This is a genomic window from Agromyces tropicus (assembly GCF_039531345.1).
Taxonomy (GTDB): domain Bacteria; phylum Actinomycetota; class Actinomycetes; order Actinomycetales; family Microbacteriaceae; genus Agromyces; species Agromyces tropicus.
In genome coordinates this window covers 883,789-901,312 of sequence record NZ_BAAAPW010000001.1, presented here as the reverse complement: position 1 = coordinate 901,312, position 17,524 = coordinate 883,789, and the positions used below count along the sequence as shown (strand labels likewise).

The 17,524-nt window shown below is 72.1% G+C and carries 13 protein-coding genes; 10 read left to right on the top strand and 3 right to left on the bottom strand.

From position 1 onward, the window contains the following. The first annotated feature begins 92 nt into the window (after positions 1 to 92). The 7 genes from ilvD to ABD230_RS04040 all read left to right on the top strand — a co-directional run bounded on the left by ilvD (position 93) and on the right by ABD230_RS04040 (position 8,234). On the top strand, positions 93 to 1,787 hold the full coding sequence (gene ilvD, locus ABD230_RS04070; RefSeq protein ID WP_344369639.1) for a dihydroxy-acid dehydratase: 1,695 nt from the start codon (positions 93 to 95) through the stop codon (positions 1,785 to 1,787). Between the two features lie 48 nt (positions 1,788 to 1,835). Further along, positions 1,836 to 3,644 (top strand): acetolactate synthase large subunit, encoded by a 1,809-nt coding sequence (locus ABD230_RS04065; protein ID WP_344369638.1) that lies wholly within the window; start codon positions 1,836 to 1,838, stop codon positions 3,642 to 3,644. A gap of 2 nt (positions 3,645 to 3,646) precedes the next feature. Beyond that, positions 3,647 to 4,156, top strand: coding sequence for an acetolactate synthase small subunit (ilvN, locus tag ABD230_RS04060; protein ID WP_344369637.1), 510 nt, complete (start codon positions 3,647 to 3,649; stop codon positions 4,154 to 4,156). A 69-nt stretch (positions 4,157 to 4,225) separates the two neighbouring features. Next, a complete protein-coding gene (gene ilvC / locus ABD230_RS04055) occupies positions 4,226 to 5,254 on the top strand; it encodes a ketol-acid reductoisomerase (RefSeq protein WP_344369636.1) in 1,029 nt (342 codons plus the stop codon). 147 nt (positions 5,255 to 5,401) lie between these two features. Beyond that, complete coding sequence (locus ABD230_RS04050) at positions 5,402 to 5,728, top strand: hypothetical protein (protein ID WP_344369635.1); 327 nt, start codon at positions 5,402 to 5,404, stop codon at positions 5,726 to 5,728. A 135-nt stretch (positions 5,729 to 5,863) separates the two neighbouring features. After that, on the top strand, positions 5,864 to 6,280 hold the full coding sequence (locus ABD230_RS04045; protein ID WP_344369634.1) for a hypothetical protein: 417 nt from the start codon (positions 5,864 to 5,866) through the stop codon (positions 6,278 to 6,280). Between the two features lie 151 nt (positions 6,281 to 6,431). Continuing rightward, positions 6,432 to 8,234 carry a bifunctional metallophosphatase/5'-nucleotidase gene (locus ABD230_RS04040; protein ID WP_344369631.1) on the top strand — a complete coding sequence of 601 codons (1,803 nt, stop codon included), beginning with the start codon at positions 6,432 to 6,434 and terminating at the stop codon, positions 8,232 to 8,234. Positions 8,235 to 8,335: 101 nt separating this feature from the next. On the opposite strand, the gene ABD230_RS04035 is transcribed toward ABD230_RS04040, so the two are convergent. After that, positions 8,336 to 9,715, bottom strand: a complete 1,380-nt coding sequence (locus ABD230_RS04035) for an NAD(P)-binding protein (RefSeq protein ID WP_344369630.1) — start codon at positions 9,713 to 9,715, stop codon at positions 8,336 to 8,338. Positions 9,716 to 9,806: 91 nt separating this feature from the next. Here ABD230_RS04035 and ABD230_RS04030 point away from each other — a divergent pair, with 91 nt between their 5' ends. Next, complete coding sequence (locus ABD230_RS04030) at positions 9,807 to 10,283, top strand: DNA polymerase III subunit gamma/tau (RefSeq protein ID WP_344369629.1); 477 nt, start codon at positions 9,807 to 9,809, stop codon at positions 10,281 to 10,283. A gap of 17 nt (positions 10,284 to 10,300) precedes the next feature. After that, complete coding sequence (locus tag ABD230_RS04025; protein ID WP_344369628.1) at positions 10,301 to 10,642, top strand: bacitracin resistance protein; 342 nt, start codon at positions 10,301 to 10,303, stop codon at positions 10,640 to 10,642. Positions 10,643 to 10,679: 37 nt separating this feature from the next. Here the strand turns inward: ABD230_RS04025 and ABD230_RS04020 are convergent, their stop codons facing one another. Further along, the gene (locus ABD230_RS04020; RefSeq protein WP_344369627.1) at positions 10,680 to 14,942 is read right to left on the bottom strand and encodes an nSTAND1 domain-containing NTPase; all 4,263 of its coding nucleotides are present in this window, start codon (positions 14,940 to 14,942) and stop codon (positions 10,680 to 10,682) included. Positions 14,943 to 15,192: 250 nt separating this feature from the next. On the opposite strand from ABD230_RS04020, the gene serA reads away from it, so the two are divergent. Continuing rightward, positions 15,193 to 16,785 (top strand): phosphoglycerate dehydrogenase, encoded by a 1,593-nt coding sequence (gene serA / locus ABD230_RS04015; RefSeq protein WP_344369624.1) that lies wholly within the window; start codon positions 15,193 to 15,195, stop codon positions 16,783 to 16,785. A gap of 105 nt (positions 16,786 to 16,890) precedes the next feature. On the opposite strand, the gene ABD230_RS04010 is transcribed toward serA, so the two are convergent. Beyond that, positions 16,891 to 17,460 (bottom strand): TetR/AcrR family transcriptional regulator, encoded by a 570-nt coding sequence (locus ABD230_RS04010; RefSeq protein WP_344369622.1) that lies wholly within the window; start codon positions 17,458 to 17,460, stop codon positions 16,891 to 16,893. Between the last annotated feature and the right edge of the window lie 64 nt (positions 17,461 to 17,524).

Genomic DNA, 17,524 nt, shown 5'->3' with positions numbered 1-17,524 from the left:
CGCCCCGCGGTCGACACGTCGGCGAGCGGATGCCGACGGATGCGCCGCAGCAGCGGGAGAAACCGCTCGTTCGCGGCCCGTAGACTCGACCCATGTCGGAGATCGATCCCAAGCCCCGCAGTCGCGTCGTCACGGATGGCATCGAGGCCACCACCAGTCGGGGGATGCTCCGTGCGGTCGGCATGGGCGACGCCGACTGGGACAAGCCCCAGGTCGGCATCGCCAGCTCGTGGAACGAGATCACGCCCTGCAACCTCTCGCTCGGCCGCCTCGCGCAGGCCGCGAAGGAGGGCGTGCACGCCGGCGGCGGGTACCCGCTGCAGTTCGGCACCGTCTCGGTCTCCGACGGCATCTCGATGGGCCACGAGGGCATGCACTTCTCGCTCGTCTCGCGCGAGGTCATCGCGGACTCGGTCGAGGTCGTCATGCAGGCCGAACGCCTCGACGGCTCGGTGCTGCTCGCCGGCTGCGACAAGTCGATCCCGGGCATGCTCATGGCGGCGGCGCGGCTCGACCTGTCGAGCGTGTTCCTCTATGCGGGCTCCATCGCCCCCGGCTGGGTGCGGCTCTCCGACGGCACCGAGAAGGACATCACGATCATCGACTCGTTCGAGGCCGTCGGCGCGGTCAAGGCCGGGAAGATGAGCGAAGCGGACGCCAAGCGCATCGAGTGCGCCTTCGCCCCCGGCGAGGGCGCCTGCGGCGGCATGTACACGGCGAACACCATGGCCTCGGTGGCCGAGGCCCTCGGCCTGTCGCTGCCGGGCTCCGCGTCGCCCGCCTCGGCCGACCGCCGCCGCGACTACTACGCGCACCGCTCCGGCGAGGCCGTCGTGAACCTGCTGGAGCAGGGCATCACCGCGCGGCAGATCCTCACCAAGAAGGCGTTCGAGAACGCGATCGCCGTGGGCATGGCGCTCGGCGGCTCCACGAACATCGTGCTGCACCTGCTCGCGATCGCGCGCGAGGCCGAGGTCGACCTCACGCTCGACGACTTCAACCGGATCGGCTCGAAGGTGCCGCACGTCGGCGACCTCAAGCCGTTCGGCAAGTACGTGATGAACGACGTCGACCGCCGCGGCGGCCTGCCCGTGCTCATGAAGGCGCTGCTCGATGCGGGCCTCATGCACGGCGACGCCCTCACGGTCACGGGCAAGACCATGGCCGAGAACCTCGCCGAGATGGACCTGCCGCCGCTCGACGGCGAGGTGCTGCGCACGCTCGACGACCCGATCCACGAGACCGGCGGCCTCACGATCCTGCACGGCTCGCTCGCCCCCGAGGGCGCGGTCGTCAAGACCGCCGGCTTCGACGCGGCGACGTTCGAGGGACCGGCCCGCGTGTTCGAGCGCGAGCGCGCCGCCATGGACGCGCTCACCAACGGCGAGATCAGCCACGGCGACGTCGTCGTCATCCGCTACGAGGGCCCGAAGGGCGGCCCCGGCATGCGCGAGATGCTCGCCATCACCGCCGCCATCAAGGGCGCTGGGCTCGGAAAAGATGTACTACTCTTGACGGACGGTCGATTCTCAGGCGGCACAACCGGCCTGTGCATCGGCCATCTGGCACCCGAGGCGGTGGACGCAGGTCCGATCGCCTTCGTGCGCGATGGTGATCTGATTCGGGTCGATATCGCAGCTCGTTCCATCGACCTACTGGTCGACGAGGCCGAGCTGGCAGCCCGCCGTGACGGCTGGGCGCCGCTTCCTCCGCGCTACACCCGAGGCGTCCTCGCGAAGTACTCCAAGCTCGTGCGCTCCGCAGCCGAAGGCGCGACCACGGGCTGAGGCTCTCGCCTGTCCCGAACTCACCATCGCACCATGAACAGGAACCGAATGACCACGGAAGCCAGTCCCGTGCCTTCGCCCGCCACCCTGTCGCAGTCCCAGAGCGGCCCCGAGATGCTCACCGGCGCCGAAGCGGTCGTGCGCTCGCTCGAGCTGATCGGCATCACCGACGTCTTCGGGCTGCCCGGCGGCGCGATCCTGCCCGTCTACGACCCGCTGCTCGACAGCCGCCGGCTCCGGCACATCCTCGTCCGCCACGAGCAGGGCGCCGGCCACGCGGCAGAGGGCTACGCCTCGTCGACGGGCAAGCTCGGCGTCGCGATCGCGACGTCCGGCCCCGGAGCGACGAACCTCGTCACCGCCATCGCCGACGCCCACATGGACTCGGTGCCGCTGCTCGCGATCACCGGCCAGGTGTTCTCGAACCTCATGGGCACCGACGCGTTCCAGGAGGCCGACATCGTCGGCATCACGATGCCGATCACGAAGCACTCGTTCCTCGTGAAGCGCGCCGAGGAGATCCCGGCGACGATCGCGGCCGCGGCGCACATCGCGTCGACCGGCCGCCCCGGGCCGGTGCTCGTCGACATCACGAAGGACGCGCAGCAGGCGACCTTCCCGTTCCACTGGCCGCCGAAGGTCGACCTGCCCGGCTACCGCCCGATCACGAAGGCGCACGGCAAGCAGGTGCTCGCCGCGGCGCAGATGATCGCGGAGGCGAAGCGCCCGGTGCTCTACGTCGGCGGCGGCGTCATCCGCGCGGGGGCGTCGGAGGAGCTGCTCGAGCTCGCCGAGACGACCAAGGCGCCCGTCGTGACGACGCTCATGGCGCGTGGCGCGTTCCCCGACTCGCACCAGCAGCACCTCGGCATGCCCGGCATGCACGGCACCGTGCCCGCGGTGCTCGCGCTGCAGGAGTCCGACCTGCTGATCGTGCTCGGCGCCCGGTTCGACGACCGCGTCACCGGCAAGGCGGCGCTGTTCGCGCCCGACGCGAAGGTCGTGCACGTCGACATCGACCCCGCCGAGATCGGCAAGATCCGTGCGGCCGACGTGCCGATCGTGGGCGACGCGAAGGAGGTCCTCGTGGACCTCACGGCCGCGTACCGCGACGTCACCAAGCAGGGTGCGCCCGACCTCGAGGAGTGGTGGGCCACGCTCGACGGCCTGCGCACCGAGTACCCGCTCGGGTTCGCGCCGACCTCCGACGGGCTGCTCGCCCCGCAGTATGTGATCCAGCGCATCGGCGAGCTCACCGGACCCGAGGGCGTGTACGCCGCGGGTGTCGGACAGCACCAGATGTGGGCGGCGCAGTTCATCAAGTACGAGCGTCCGAACTCGTGGCTGAACTCCGGCGGCGCCGGCACCATGGGCTACGCGGTGCCCGCCGCGATGGGCGCCAAGGTCGCCGAGCCGAACCGCACCGTGTGGGCGATCGACGGCGACGGCTGCTTCCAGATGACGAACCAGGAGCTCGCGACCTGCACCCTGAACGACATCCCGATCAAGGTGGCCGTCATCAACAACTCGTCCCTCGGGATGGTCCGCCAGTGGCAGACCCTGTTCTACGACGGCCGGTACTCGAACACCGACCTGAACACGGGGCACGACACCGTGCGCATCCCGGACTTCGTCACTATGGCGGAGGCGTACGGCGCCCTCGGCATCCGCGTGACGAAGGAGGAGGAGGTCGACGACGCGATCAAGCTCGCGCTGGAGACGAACGACCGCCCGGTCGTCATCGACTTCGTCGTCTCCGCCGACGCCATGGTGTGGCCGATGGTCCCGCAGGGCGTCTCCAACTCCTACATCCAGTACGCCCGCGACCACTCGCCGGCCTTCAGCCAGGAGGACTGAACATGTCGACCCACGTGCTCTCCCTCCTCGTCGAGGACAAGCCCGGCCTGCTGACCCGCGTCGCGGGACTGTTCGCGCGCCGCGGCTTCAACATCGAGTCGCTCGCGGTCGGCCACTCCGAGATCGACGGCCTCAGCCGCATCACCGTGGTGGTCGACGTCGAGGACCTCCCGCTCGAGCAGGTGACCAAGCAGCTGAACAAGCTCATCAACGTCATCAAGATCGTCGAACTCGACCCGACGCAGTCGGTGCAGCGCGAGCACCTGCTCATCAAGGTGCGCGTCGACAACACGACCCGCTCGCAGGTGCTCGAGGCCGTCAACCTCTTCCGCGCGCGCGTCGTCGACGTCTCGACCGACGCGCTCGTGATCGAGGTCACCGGCGACTCCGGCAAGACCAACGCGCTGCTGAAGGTGCTCGAGCCCTACGGCATCAAGGAGATCGCCCAGTCCGGCCTCCTCGCGATCGGCCGCGGCGGCAAGTCGATCACCGAGCGCGTCTTCAAGAACTAGCACGACGGATGCCGCGGCCGACACGCCGCGCATCCGCCACCGAACCACACTCAAGGAGAAAGAACAGCAATGGCTGAGATGTACTACGACAAGGACGCGGACCTCTCGCTCATCCAGGGCAAGAAGGTCGCCGTCATCGGCTACGGCTCGCAGGGCCACGCGCACGCGCAGAACCTCCGCGACTCCGGCGTCGAGGTCGTCATCGGGCTCAAGGACGGCTCGAAGTCGGCCCAGAAGGCCGAGGAGGCCGGGTTCGAGGTCAAGAGCGTCGCCGACGCGGCCGCCTGGGCCGACGTCATCGTGATCCTCGCGCCGGACCAGTACCAGCGCCACATCTACGCCGAGTCGATCAAGGACAACCTGAAGACGGGCGACACGCTCGTGTTCGGCCACGGCTTCAACATCCGCTTCGGCTACATCGAGGCGCCCGAGGGCGTCGACGTGATCCTCGTCGCGCCGAAGGCCCCCGGCCACACGGTGCGCCGCGAGTTCGTCGCCGGCCGCGGCATCCCCGACATCATCGCCGTCGAGCAGGACGCCTCGGGCCAGGCCTGGGAGCTCGCGAAGTCGTACGCCAAGGGCATCGGCGGCACCCGCGCCGGCGTCATCAAGACGACCTTCACCGAGGAGACCGAGACCGACCTGTTCGGCGAGCAGGCCGTGCTCTGCGGCGGCGTCTCGCAGCTCGTGCAGTACGGCTTCGAGACCCTCACCGAGGCCGGCTACCAGCCCGAGATCGCGTACTTCGAGGTGCTCCACGAGCTCAAGCTCATCGTCGACCTCATGTGGGAGGGCGGCATCTCGAAGCAGCGCTGGTCGGTCTCCGACACGGCCGAGTACGGCGACTACGTCTCGGGCCCGCGCGTCATCGACCCGCACGTCAAGGAGAACATGCAGGCGGTCCTCGCCGACATCCAGGACGGCTCGTTCGCCAAGCGCTTCATCGACGACCAGGACAACGGCCAGAAGGAGTTCCTGGAGCTCCGCGCCAAGGGCGAGGGTCACCCGATCGAGACGACCGGTCGCGAGCTGCGCAAGCTGTTCGCCTGGACCCAGGCCAACGAGGACGACTACGTCGACGGCGAGGTCGCTCGCTAGTCGGTCGCGTCCTCGCGCGTCCAGACTCCACCCGCACGGCGGGGCCGGCTCCGGTCGGCCCCGCCGTCGGCATTGCCGCGATCGACGAATGCCGACTGCATACTCCTCGAACGGTGCTCGCATACCGGTGGGGCGCACGGTCGAGGCATGAACACCGCAACCGCACTCATCCGCATCACCGCTGCCGCGTCCGCCGTCGCGTTCGGCGTGGCGCTCACCGGGTGCCAGAGCACCCGCTCGGAGGACACCTCCGAGTCCGCGACGACGTCGGTGTCGTCCGTCGTCCGCGACGACCTCAGCCCGCTCCAGGCCCGGCAGGCGGCCGAGCAGTTGCGACTCCCGGTATCGAGCGTCGACGACGATCTCAGCCCGAACGGAGCGAACGCGACGTCGACGCCGTCCCCGGTCGCGGTCGACGACGACGCATCCGTCGACCCCGTCGACGACGACCTCAGCCCGCTCGGCGCGCGCTGATCGCTCTCACCCGGGTGGCGCGGAGGCGACTCGCCTCCGCGCCATCCGCGTGCGCGGGCAGGCGTCGCCGGGCGGTATGCCCGGTGCATACCGCCCACATCTCGGGGCCATACCGGGGGGCGAGACGCTGCGGACATGAACACCGACACGAACTCCCGCTTCCAGCACCGCGCCATCGCCGCCCTCGCGGCTGCGGTGCTCATCGCCCCCCTCGCCGGCTGCGCCGGCGTGGGCTCCCGCTCCGACACGTCGGTCGAGCAGCGCTCGCTGACGGATGTCGCCGAGCGGCGCCTCGCACTGCGCGAGACCTCCAGGACGGATGTCGCCGAGCGCCGCCTCGCGCTGCGCGAGACCTCGCGAACGGATGTCGCCGAGCGGCGCCTCTGGATGGGCGCCGCCGCCTCGGCTGCCGGTGCCGCACCGGTCGGAGCCTCCGTGACGCCCGACGTCGTGGAACGGCGCCAGTGGATGGCCGAATCCGCCGACGAACCCATCGACCTTCCCGACGTCGTGGAGCGACGCCTGTGGATGGGACGACTCGCACGAGGGTGAACGAGCTCGGCCCATCCGCGTGCGCGAATGAGCAGACGGAATTCACCGGGGACCCCTTGTCCGAGGGGTCCCCGTTGTGGTCACATCTGATCCCATGACCCGACACTCGCACCCCGATCACGAACCCACCCCCCGCTGGTGCTCCTGCGCCGTGCCCGACGAGGAGGTCGCGCCCGCGGCATCCGGTGTCAGCCGACGCAACCTGCTCATCGGCGCATCCGCGGCCAGCGTGCTCGCGGCGGCCGGATGGCCCGGCGCCGCCCAGGCCGCACCGCGCGACGACACGCTCGCGATCACGATCATGGGCACGTCCGACCTGCACAGCAACGCCGTGAACTGGGACTACTACAAGGACGCCACCTACAGCGACAGCGCCGGCAACGCGATCGGCCTCGCCCGCGTCTCGAGCGTCGTCAACCAGGTCCGTGCCGACCGCGGCCGCGAGCACACCATGCTGTTCGACGCCGGCGACACCATCCAGGGCTCCCCGCTCGGCTTCTACTACGCGCTGGTGGAGCCGGTGACCGAGACGGGCGCGATCCACCCCATCGCCGCCCAGATGAACGCGATCGGGTACGACGCCGTGGCGCTCGGCAACCACGAGTTCAACTACGGACTCGACTTCCTCCGCAACTGGATCTCGCAGATGGACGCCGACGTCCTCGCGGCGAACGCCGTGCACGCGGGCACCAAGGTCCCTGCGTTCACGCCGTACGTGATCAAGACGATGAAGGTGAAGGGGCGCCCGCCGGTGCGCGTCGGCGTACTCGGCCTCACGAACCCCGGCGTGGTGATCTGGGACAAGGCGAACGTCAGCGGCGAGATCGAGGTGCAGGGGCTCGTCGAGGCCGCCGCTCGCTGGGTTCCGGTGATGAAGCACGCGGGCGCCGACATCGTCGTCGTGAGCGCCCACTCGGGTGACAGCGGGATGTCGTCGTACGGCGACGACCTCCCCGTCGAGAACGCGGCCGCGCTCGTCGCCGAGCAGGTGCCCGACATCGACGTGATCCTGTTCGGCCACGCGCACCGCGACATCCCGGAGCGGATCGTCGTCAACCCGCAGACGGGCCGCCGGGTGATCATGAGCGAGCCCAAGAACTGGGGCCAGCGGGTCAGCGTCTTCGACCTCCGGCTCGAGTTCGCGCGCGGCAGCTGGAGCGTCGCCGACGGGTCGGCGCTGACCGTCGACACGCGGACCGTGGTCGACGACCCGGCGCTCGTCGCCGTCGTCCGCTCCCAGCACGAGGCCGTCGTGCGGTACGTCAACACGCCCGTCGCCACGTCGACCGAGGCGATGTCGGCCGCCGAGGCGTGCTGGAAGGACACGGCGATCCTCGACTACGTCAACGCCGTGCAGACCGACACCGTCGCGGCCGCCGTCGCCGGCACCCCGGAGGCGTCGCTGCCGATCGTGTCGATCGCCGCGCCGTTCAACCGCGGCGCCACGTTCCCGGCGGGCCAAGTGACGATCAAGGACGTCGCCGGTCTCTACATCTACGACAACACGCTGCTCGCGTCCGTCCTCACCGGGGCGCAGATCCGGGACTACCTGGAGTACTCGGCCAAGTACTTCGCGCAGGTGGCGCCGGGCGACCCGGTCGACCCGGCGTCGTGGACGAACGCCGGCGGCACGCCCGACTACAACTCCGACCAGTTCTCGGGGATCGACTACGACGTCGACATCGCGCAGCCCGTGGGCTCGCGGATCGCGAACCTCACCTACGACGGCGCGCCGGTCGGCTCCGACCAGCAGTTCCTCGTCGCCGTGAACAACTACCGCCAGTCGGGCGGCGGCGGCTTCCCGCACATCGCGACCGCGCCGGTCGTCTACAACGCCCAGGTCGCCATCCGCGAGGCCATCGTCTCGTACGCGTCGGCCGCCGGCGTCATCGACCCCGCCGACTTCCACGTCGAGAACTGGCGCCTCGTGCGGGGCGGTGCGCCGGTGTTCTAACGGCCGCCCGCAGTCGGGCGCGGCGCGCTCCGCCCGCACGGCGGGGTCGGCTCCGGTCGGCCCCGCCGTCGGCGTCCGCGCCGGCGATCCGGTCGCCCCGGTCAGGCTCCGGCCGTGAGCTCCACCATGCGCGCGCGCCCCGGGCCGACGGCCGCCTTCAACCGCGCGACGGCCGCGGCGACGGCAGGGTCGTCGGCCAGGCCCGGGGGGATGCCGCCCGGGTTCAGGGTCGTCGTGTTCGCGAACGCCTTGAGGTCCGGGTGCCGTGAGAGCGCCCGCGCGGCATCGCCGCCGATGACCTGCATCGTCAGCCAGTCCGCCGGGGTGCTCGAGTAGGGCGACGAGCGACACGCGTCGTTCTTCTCGTCGTCATCGGCCCGCGTCGCCTCGACGTAGCCTGCGATCGCCGCGCCGAAGCACGGGAATCCGACGCGCACCGGCTGCGGCCGGATCGCGTCCCGCTGCCAGATCGGCACGAGGGGCGGCGACGGCAGTCCTGCCGCGGCGCAGTGGACGATCACCGCCTTCGGCGAGACGCGCACGTCGCCGTCCGCGAACCGGAGACGCCCCGGCGAGACGGCACGGACGTGCCCGCGCCGGACGACGTCGGTCACGCGGCGGACGAGGTCGAGCTCCCACCGGCCCAGGGTGGGGGTCTTCGCCACCCTCGGCGTGACCTTCGGGTCGATCCGCATCATGATGCCCCGATCCTCGAGCCGGAGGAACAGGTCGTCGGCCGACGTCGCGACGCCGGCCGCCTCCATGGTGTCCGCCGCCATGCCGGTGAAGACCGCCGGGTCCGGCTGCACGACCGCTCGGTCGATCATCCACGGGTCCCGCGAGCGGACCCAGCAGATCGCGCCGGGGTCGACCCCGTTCTGCTGCAGCCAGACGACCGCGTCCGACGCCGTCTTGCCGGCGCCCACGATGACGTACTGCTCGGGTGCCTCGGCGAGGTGCACCAGCTCGTTCGGAGGGATGACGGTGGCACCGTCCGCCACCGCGAACGGGGGCGGCGTGGTCGCCGGGATGTTCCCGGAGAGGTACGTGGCGTGGACGAGCCGGGCCCGCGACGCCGTGAACTCGGTGCCGCTCACGCGGGAGCGGAACGTCCGGTCGCCGACGTACTCGCACACCGGGTGGAACGAGACCCGGCCCGTGCCGAGCAGTCGCTCGAGCACTTCCGAGTAGTACGCGCAGATCTCCGGCGCGGTCGCACGTTCCTGCAGCCCCGCCTCGGGACCTTCGCGCTGGCGGAGGCCGCCGCCGAGGCGCAGGGATGCGACGCCGTAGAGGGCGGACGCCTGGTGGAGCCTGACGAACGGGTACGCGTCACGCCAGTGACCGCCCGGCGCGTAGCGACGGTCGACGATCGCGACCGTCGCCTCGGAGTTCCGCACGAGGGTGTCGGCGAAGGCCATGCCGATGGCCCCGGCACCCACGATGAGGTAGTCCGCGTCCACTTCGACGACCGCTGGCATCGATCCATCGCAGCACCGCATGCCGACGGGCGTCAAGGGCGTGCGGCCGCGCATTCGCGGTCGACGTCCCCGTCGCCCCTAGTCTGGGGGAATGGCACGCGATCGCGACGGCGATGACGAGGACGCCCTCCGGTGGGAGGGCGATGAGGACGCGACGCTCGCGCCCGGGTGGAAGGCGGTCGGACCGCCGACGAGCGCGACCGGCGCCGGTGACGGGTCCGGTGAGGCGGATGCCGCGGCATCCGCCGGCGACGACGACGCCGTCGCGGAGAACGGACCGCAGCTCGGATCGACCGAGCTCGTGCTGCTCGGCGTGCTCGGCGGCGCCTACCTCCTCTACACGCTGGGCTGGGTCCTCACGGTGCTCCGCGTGCAGAACCCCGCGGCCGACCCGGTGGGGCAGTTCATGTTCGCGCTGGGACTCTGGCTCGCGGTGCTCGCGCCCGCGCTCTGGTTCGGCGTCACGTTCGCACTCACCCGCGGTCGCGTGCGGCTCCGCTTCACCTGGCTGGCGATCGGGGCCGTCGTGCTGCTCCCGGTCGCGTTCGTGGCGGGGGTGAGCGCGTGAGCGGGGACGAGGCGGCCGTGGAACCGACGCACGCGCGTCGCACGCCGTTCTGGCTCGAGCTGACCCTCGCGATCGTGTTCGGACTGTTCTTCGCGTACGACGCCTGGGAGGCGGTGGGCAACCTCGTCGGCATGGCCGGCGTTGCGGCGGCGCTCGGCACGATGCTGAGCACGACCGGATGGATCGTGCTCATCGGGGCGATCCTCCTGCCGGTGGCGATCTTCGCGATCGCGTTCCTCATCGGGCGGCGTCGCGGCGCGGTCGTGCAGGCGGCCCTGTACCTCGCGGGACTCGCCGTCTCGGCGGCGCTCTACCTCGACATCCTGCTCATGTTCGGACCCGGCGCCCTGCTCGCCTGAGCGCCCACGGCCCGCGCTCGAGCGCCGGCCGGCCGGTTCACTGCGGTTCGCGCTCCCACGGGACGGTCCAACCGATGCACGGCGGGATGTACTTGCCGAGGTAGCCCAGATGGGTCTCCCATTCCGCCGGCTGGAGGACGCGGCCGGGGACGGTGCACACGGCCGAGAACCAGTCCGCGGGATCCAGCGTCCACCGTGCGATGCCGCCCTCGGCGTCCGCGATGAGCCACTCGCCCGAGTGGTGCAGGCTGAACGGCGTGCGGCCCGACCCGCCCGCCTGCAGGTGGTCGCCCATGACCGTGCCGCTGCCGAGGTCGTACAGCGTGCCGCCGTGCCCCTCCGTCGTCACCAGCAGCAACGTGCCATCGTCGCTCAGCGTCATCGTGTCGGGGCGACCGGACGGAGCCGGCAGCGTCCCGACCGCCTCGAGGCCGAAGTCGAGCCGGGTGAGGCTGCCGGAGCCCGCCGCGATCACCTCGTCGGGACCGGAGACGACCGCCGCCGGGCCGAACCCGACACGATGCTCGAGGACCGTCCCGGTCGCCGGGTCCACCAGCGAGAGCACGTCGAAGGTGCGGACGGCCCCGTCCGTCCCGGAGCCCGGCGCCGACGTGATGGTCGACGACACGAGGACCGTGCCGCCGTCGGGCGCCTCGGCGACGCGGGTCGGCATGCCGTCGACGGTCAGCCCGAGGCCGATCCGCTCCCAGGTCTCGAGGTCGCGCGCCCAGACGGTTCGCGTGGGCGAGTCGAGCTGGTACTGCACCTCGCCATGGACCGGTGCGAAGAACACCGTGTCCGACGCGGCGATCGGATGCTCGCCGCCGTCATCGACCGACAGCAGCCGCCATCGACCGTCGGTCGACCGCACGCGCACCATGCCGTCGCCCGCCCAATCGGCGTCCGCGACGTCCTCCGGCAGGTCGCGCACCGCGGCATCCGCCAGGGGGTCCCACACGGCGAAGTCGGAGAGGCGTTCGCCGTCTCCGGCGCGACGCGCGACGATGAGGTGCTCGCCACCCGGTGCGAACCCCGCCACGAGCTCGTATCCGTCGGCGATCAGCTCGGCCGCCCCGCCGACGCCGTCGACGTGCCAGCGCCCGATGCGCGGCTCGCCGACGGTCAGGTATCTGACCTCGCGATCCGCCTCCGACCACCAGAGCTCCCGGACGGCGCCGACCTGCGTATCGAGGAGGCGACCGGTCGGCGTGCCGTCCGCCAGGTCGAACTCCGCGATCGCGCCGGACGGACTCCCGCAGAAGAAGGCCCCGCGCGACGGTGCGGCCGCCACGGGGTCGCAGGCGGCGCCGGTCGCGGGTCGCTCCCAGAGGATCGCGCCGTCGATGCCGAGCGCCGCCGTCCCGTGGACGCCGGACACGAGCACCTCGCCGTCGCCGAGGGCGGCGATGCGGAGCCCGCCGGAGGCGGCGGTGAGCGCCGTCCTGCGGAGCACGGCTTCGGATCCCGTGTCGATCCACGCCACCCGACCGTCCTCCGCGGCGACGACGAGGGTCGACCGGTCGACGAATCCGACGGTGCCCGTGTGCTCGGGGCCGCTCGTGTCCTGCCCGACCTCGCCGCGGAGGCGCAGCACCTCGCCGCCGGCCGCGTCGCGCACCACCACGTCGCCTCGCCCGCGGTCGACGTATGCGAGTCGCGTGCCGTCGGGAGCGACCGCGAGGTCCTCGATCCGGTCGCGGAGGTCGACGTGCTCGGTGAGCACCTCGCCGTTCTCCAGATCCACGACGTCGAGGCCCGAACCGATGCCCGGTTCGGACCACCCCGCCTCGGCCGCGACGGCGTCGTCGGTCACGTCGCTCAGCGTCGAGACCGCCGCCACCCGCCCGTCGGCGCTGACGCGAACGATCGGCTGCCGGATGACGTCGGGCAGCGCGTCCACGGCGGCCGGGCTCCAGGCGATGTGCGCGCCGGTCGCGAGGCTGCGCACCTCCAGGTCCCGCGCGAGTCCGGCGACGACGACCAGGTCCGAGCCCGGGACTGCGGCCGCGCCCATCCACGTGCCGGACGAGGGGAGGGACGTGGACTGGACGAGGCCCTCGGGAGCGGCGAGCGTCGCGAGCATCGCGGACTGGGTGCGCGGGTCGTCGGGCCAGCGTCGATAGGCGACCGCGGCGAGCAGTGCGGCGAGATCGCGATCGGATGACCGGAGCGCACGCGCCGTGCTCGCGATCGCCTCGACGCGGGCGTCGTCGAGGGCCTCCTCCGCCTTGGCGGCGTTCGTCTCGGCCTGCCGCGCGTTCGTCGCCGCGAGCCCGGCGCCGCCGAGCGCCCCGACGAGCAGCACGGCGATGGCGGCAACGGCGAGCCGCAGCCGGCGATTCTGACGGGCCCGCCGCCGTGCCTCCGCGACCAGGGCGGCGCGCTCGTCGCGCGCCCGCACGGTCGAGCGGTCCAGGAAGGCGCGCTCCCTCGCGGTGAGGTCCGGATCCGTCCGCTCGCACCACTCCGCCGCCGCCTCGAGTCGAGCCCCGTGCAGCAGGTCCTCGTCGCTGCGCCCGGCGGCGTCCCACTCGTCGGCGCCGGCGCTGACGACGGCCATGACCCGCAGGTCGTCGCGGCCCTCGGCGAGCCAACCCGCCAGCCGCGGCCAGGCGCGCGCCAGCGACTCGTGGGCGACGACGACGGTGTCGCCCTCCACGCTCACCAGGCGGGATTCGGCGAGTGCGTCGACGACGCGCGACCACCCGGCGTCCTCGCGCAGCGCGTGCAGGTCGATCCGTCGGCGGACCGGCGTGCCGTCGTGACTGGGCGCGAGCAGCCGCAGCATCATCGCGTGGCAGATGCGCCGCTCCGCGTCATCCAGGCCGTCGTAGGCGCGCTCCGCCGACTTCGCGATGGCGCCCGGGATGCCGCCGGCGTCGAGGTACCCGGCGAGGGTGAGCGTGCGCCCCTCGCGGCGACGCCACGTCTCCGTCAGCGCATAGGAGAGGTGCGGCAGCACACCGGGCGCGTCCTCGGCGTCGCGCAGGACGAGTTCGACGAGGCCGGGTTCGAGCCGGAGGCCGGATCGGATCGCCGGCTGCTCGATCGCGCGCCGGAGCGCCGCCGGGCCGAGCGGGGTGACGACCAGCACGGACCGGGTGAGCAGGGGACCGAGTCGTGCATCGGCGGCGACGACGTCCAGGTAGTCGGAGCGCACCGTGACGACGACCTCCGCACGGAGCGACTGTCGCGCCAGCAGGTCGCCGATCGCGTCGGGCACGGGCGAGGTCGGCCCGCCGCCGAGCTCCTCGAGCTGGTCGACGATGATCACGTGCGGGCGTCGCGCCTCGACGGCCGCGCGCAGCTCGCGCTCGAACCCGGGGCCGGCCGTGAGCACGGCGACCGTTCGTCCGCGCCGGCGCAGCGCCGGCACCACCCCGGCGCGCACGATCGACGACTTGCCCGACCCGGACGGACCGGTGACGGTGACCACCGCGTCGGCCTCGAGCCGTTCGACGATCGCGGCGATCTCGTCCTCCCGTCCGTGGAAGTCCTCCGCGTCCTCGGCGTCGTAGGCGCGCAGTCCGCGGTACGGGCAGTCGGTCCGCATCGCCGACGGGCCGTCGGTCGCGTCGAGCGCCTCCTCGTGGCGCAGCACCGCCTGCTCGAGCTCGTCGAGCTCGCGGCCGGGTTCGATCCCCAGCTCCTCCCGCAGCGCGCCGCGCGTTGCGCGCAGGAGCGCGAGCGCGTCCGCCTGGCGGCCGGCCCGGTAGAGCGCGGTGGCGAGGAGCGCGCGCGGCGGTTCCCGAAGCGGCTCGCGGGCGACGAGTCGCTCCAGGTCGGGGATGACGCTCGCGGTCTCGCCGGCCTCGAGCCTCGCGCGGGCCAGGTCCTCCTCGGCCTCCTGCCGGATGCGCTCGAGTCGCTCGGTCGCGGCCCGCCCGTCCGGCCAGTCCTCGACGTCCTCGAAGGGGGTGCCGTGCCAGAGGGCGAGCGCGCGGCGATACCCCTCGACCGCGCGCGCGGCGTCGCCGGACTCGCGGTGGGTCCGCGCCGCGTCGACGAGCCGTTCGAAGCGCACGGCGTCGATCTCGTCGGGGTCGATGTCGAGCGTGTACCCGGCTCCGGTCGTGCGGACGTGGGACGGGCCGATCGATCGGCGCACGTGCCCGATGTCGGCCTGCACCTGCTTCACCCAGGTGGACGGCCGTTCGCCGTCCGGCCAGATCGCCTCCGCGAGTTCCTCGACCTGCACGGACTCGCCCAGCCGGACCACGAGCGCCGCGAGGACGAGACGTTCGCGTGGCCTGAGAGGCGGCCCGTCCGATCCGATGGGGCCGATCACGTCGATGCCCACGTCGTCATCGTTTCGAGCATGCCTCAGGTTGTCAACGGTGCCCGCCCCGACCGCATGCCGGACGCATACCGCGCGAGCGGGCGCGCATACCCACCCGGCGAACCCGACGGGTCGTGACGGCGCGTCACACGATTCGGGAGGCGCCTCGGGGCTGAAGTAGGCTGGCCGCGTCATCCGCGCCCCGACGACGCCGGCGCGACGTTCCGCGGTGCGGTCGCACCGCATCTCCAATCGCAGTGAGGATCCGTCCGTGACCAAGCCGGTCGTGCTGATCGCCGAAGAACTCTCGCCCGCCACCGTCGACGCCCTGGGGCCCGACTTCGAGATCCGGAAGGTCGACGGCACGGACCGGCCGGCGCTGCTCTCGGCACTCGCCGACGCGAACGCCATCCTCGTCCGCTCCGCCACGAAGGTCGACGGCGAGGCGATCGCGGCCGCACCGAAGCTGAAGGTCATCGCACGCGCGGGCGTCGGCCTCGACAACGTCGACATCAAGGCCGCGACGACCGCCGGCGTGATGGTCGTGAACGCGCCGACCTCGAACATCATCTCGGCCGCGGAGCTCACCGTCGGGCACATCCTCAGCCTCGCCCGCCACATCCCCGCCGCGCACGCCGCGCTGGCCGACGGGGAGTGGAAGCGGTCCGCGTACACGGGCGTCGAGCTCTACGAGAAGACCGTCGGCATCATCGGCCTCGGCCGCATCGGCGCGCTCATCGCCGCGCGCCTGCAGGCCTTCGGCGTCGAGGTCGTCGCCTACGACCCGTACATCACGGCCGCCCGCGCCCAGCAGCTCGGCGTCCAGACCGTGACGCTCGACGAACTGCTCGAGCGGAGCGACTTCATCACCATCCACATGCCGAAGACGCCGGAGACGACGGGCATGATCGGCGCCGAGCAGCTGGCGAAGATGAAGCCGACCGCGTTCGTCGTGAACGTCGCGCGTGGCGGCCTCATCGACGAGGACGCGCTGCACGACGCGCTCGTCGCGAAGACCATCGCGGGCGCCGGCCTCGACGTGTTCGTGCAGGAGCCGCCGAGGGAGTCGCCGCTGCTCGCACTGCCGAACGTCGTCGTCACGCCCCACCTCGGCGCGTCGACCGACGAGGCGCAGGAGAAGGCCGGCATCTCGGTCGCGAAGTCGGTGCGCCTGGCGCTCGCGGGCGAGCTCGTGCCCGACGCGGTGAACGTCGCCGGCGGTGTCATCGACCCGTACGTGCGCCCCGGGATCCCGCTCGTCGAGAAGCTCGGCCAGCTCTTCGCCGGCCTCGCACAGGGCCCGCTCGAGAGCCTCGACGTCGAGGTGCACGGCGAGCTCGTCGACTACGACGTGAGCGTGCTGAAGCTCGCCGCGCTGAAGGGCGTCTTCACGAACGTCGTGAGCGAGACCGTCTCCTACGTCAACGCGCCACTGCTCGCCGAGCAACGCGGTGTCGCGGTGCGCCTCATCGCGGACGCCGAGAGCCCCGAGTACCGCAACGTCATCACGCTGCGCGGCGCGCTCGCCGACGGCACGCAGGTGTCGGTCTCGGGCACGCTCACGGGCACCAAGCAGATCGAGAAGCTCGTCGGCATCAACGGCTACGACGTCGAGGTGCCGATCGCGGACCACCACATCGTGATGCTCTACACCGATCGGCCCGGCATCGTCGCGGTCTACGGCAGCGAGTTCGGCGAGGCGGGCATCAACATCGCCGGCATGCAGATCGCGCGACGGGAGGCCGGCGGCCAGGCGCTCAGCGTGCTCACGGTCGACTCGCCCGTGCCCGGCGAGGTGCTGGAGCGGGTGCGCGCGGCGACGGACGCCGAGGTCATGGTCGAGGTCGACATCACGGAGTCCTGACCCGAGACGGATGCCGCGGGGCGGCGGGCGCGCGATCGCCCGCCGCCCCGCGGCGGTTCCGGGCGTGATCCGGGGCTCGACCTCGCGTCGATGCCGGGAGCGGGATCAGCCGGCCGGCGCCGGCGGCTCGTCCGCGAGTCGTTCGAGCAGGGCGACCAGCGCGTCCATGTCGGCGCCGTGCGGCGCGTCGACGCCGATCTCGGGGTCGACGCCGTGCAGCGCGGAGTCGTAGTAGAGGCCGTCGCCGATGAGGGTGATGGCGAGCGCCGTGGTCGGGTCGGGGACGTGCCGTCGGATCGTGCGCAGCCAGCGATCGCGCACGTCTCGGATCACCCGCACGGCGGGCGCGCTGCCGGCCTGCGCGAGCCGTGCCGCGGCGACGCCCGCCCGCTCGAGCGGCGAGTCCTGCGACACGCTCGTGCGCACGTAGTAGGCGACCGCTCCCTCGGGCGCGCGTTCCAGGCGTTCGATGTCGGCGTCGACGAGTGCCGAGAAGCGCTCGAGCACGCCGTCGACGAGCGCGTCCCGGCTCGCGAAGTGGTAGAGCAGTCCGCCCTTCGAGACCCCGGCGGCGCGCGCGGTCGCGTCGAGCGTCGCCGCGCGGACGCCGCCGTCGATGAGCAGTCGCTCGAAGGCGTCGAGGACGGCGTCGCGGGCGGCGGGCGGTCGGCTCATGGCTCCGATCGTAGCGAGGGGAGGGAATCGGCGGCATCTGATACTCTACCGTCCAGCCGGTACA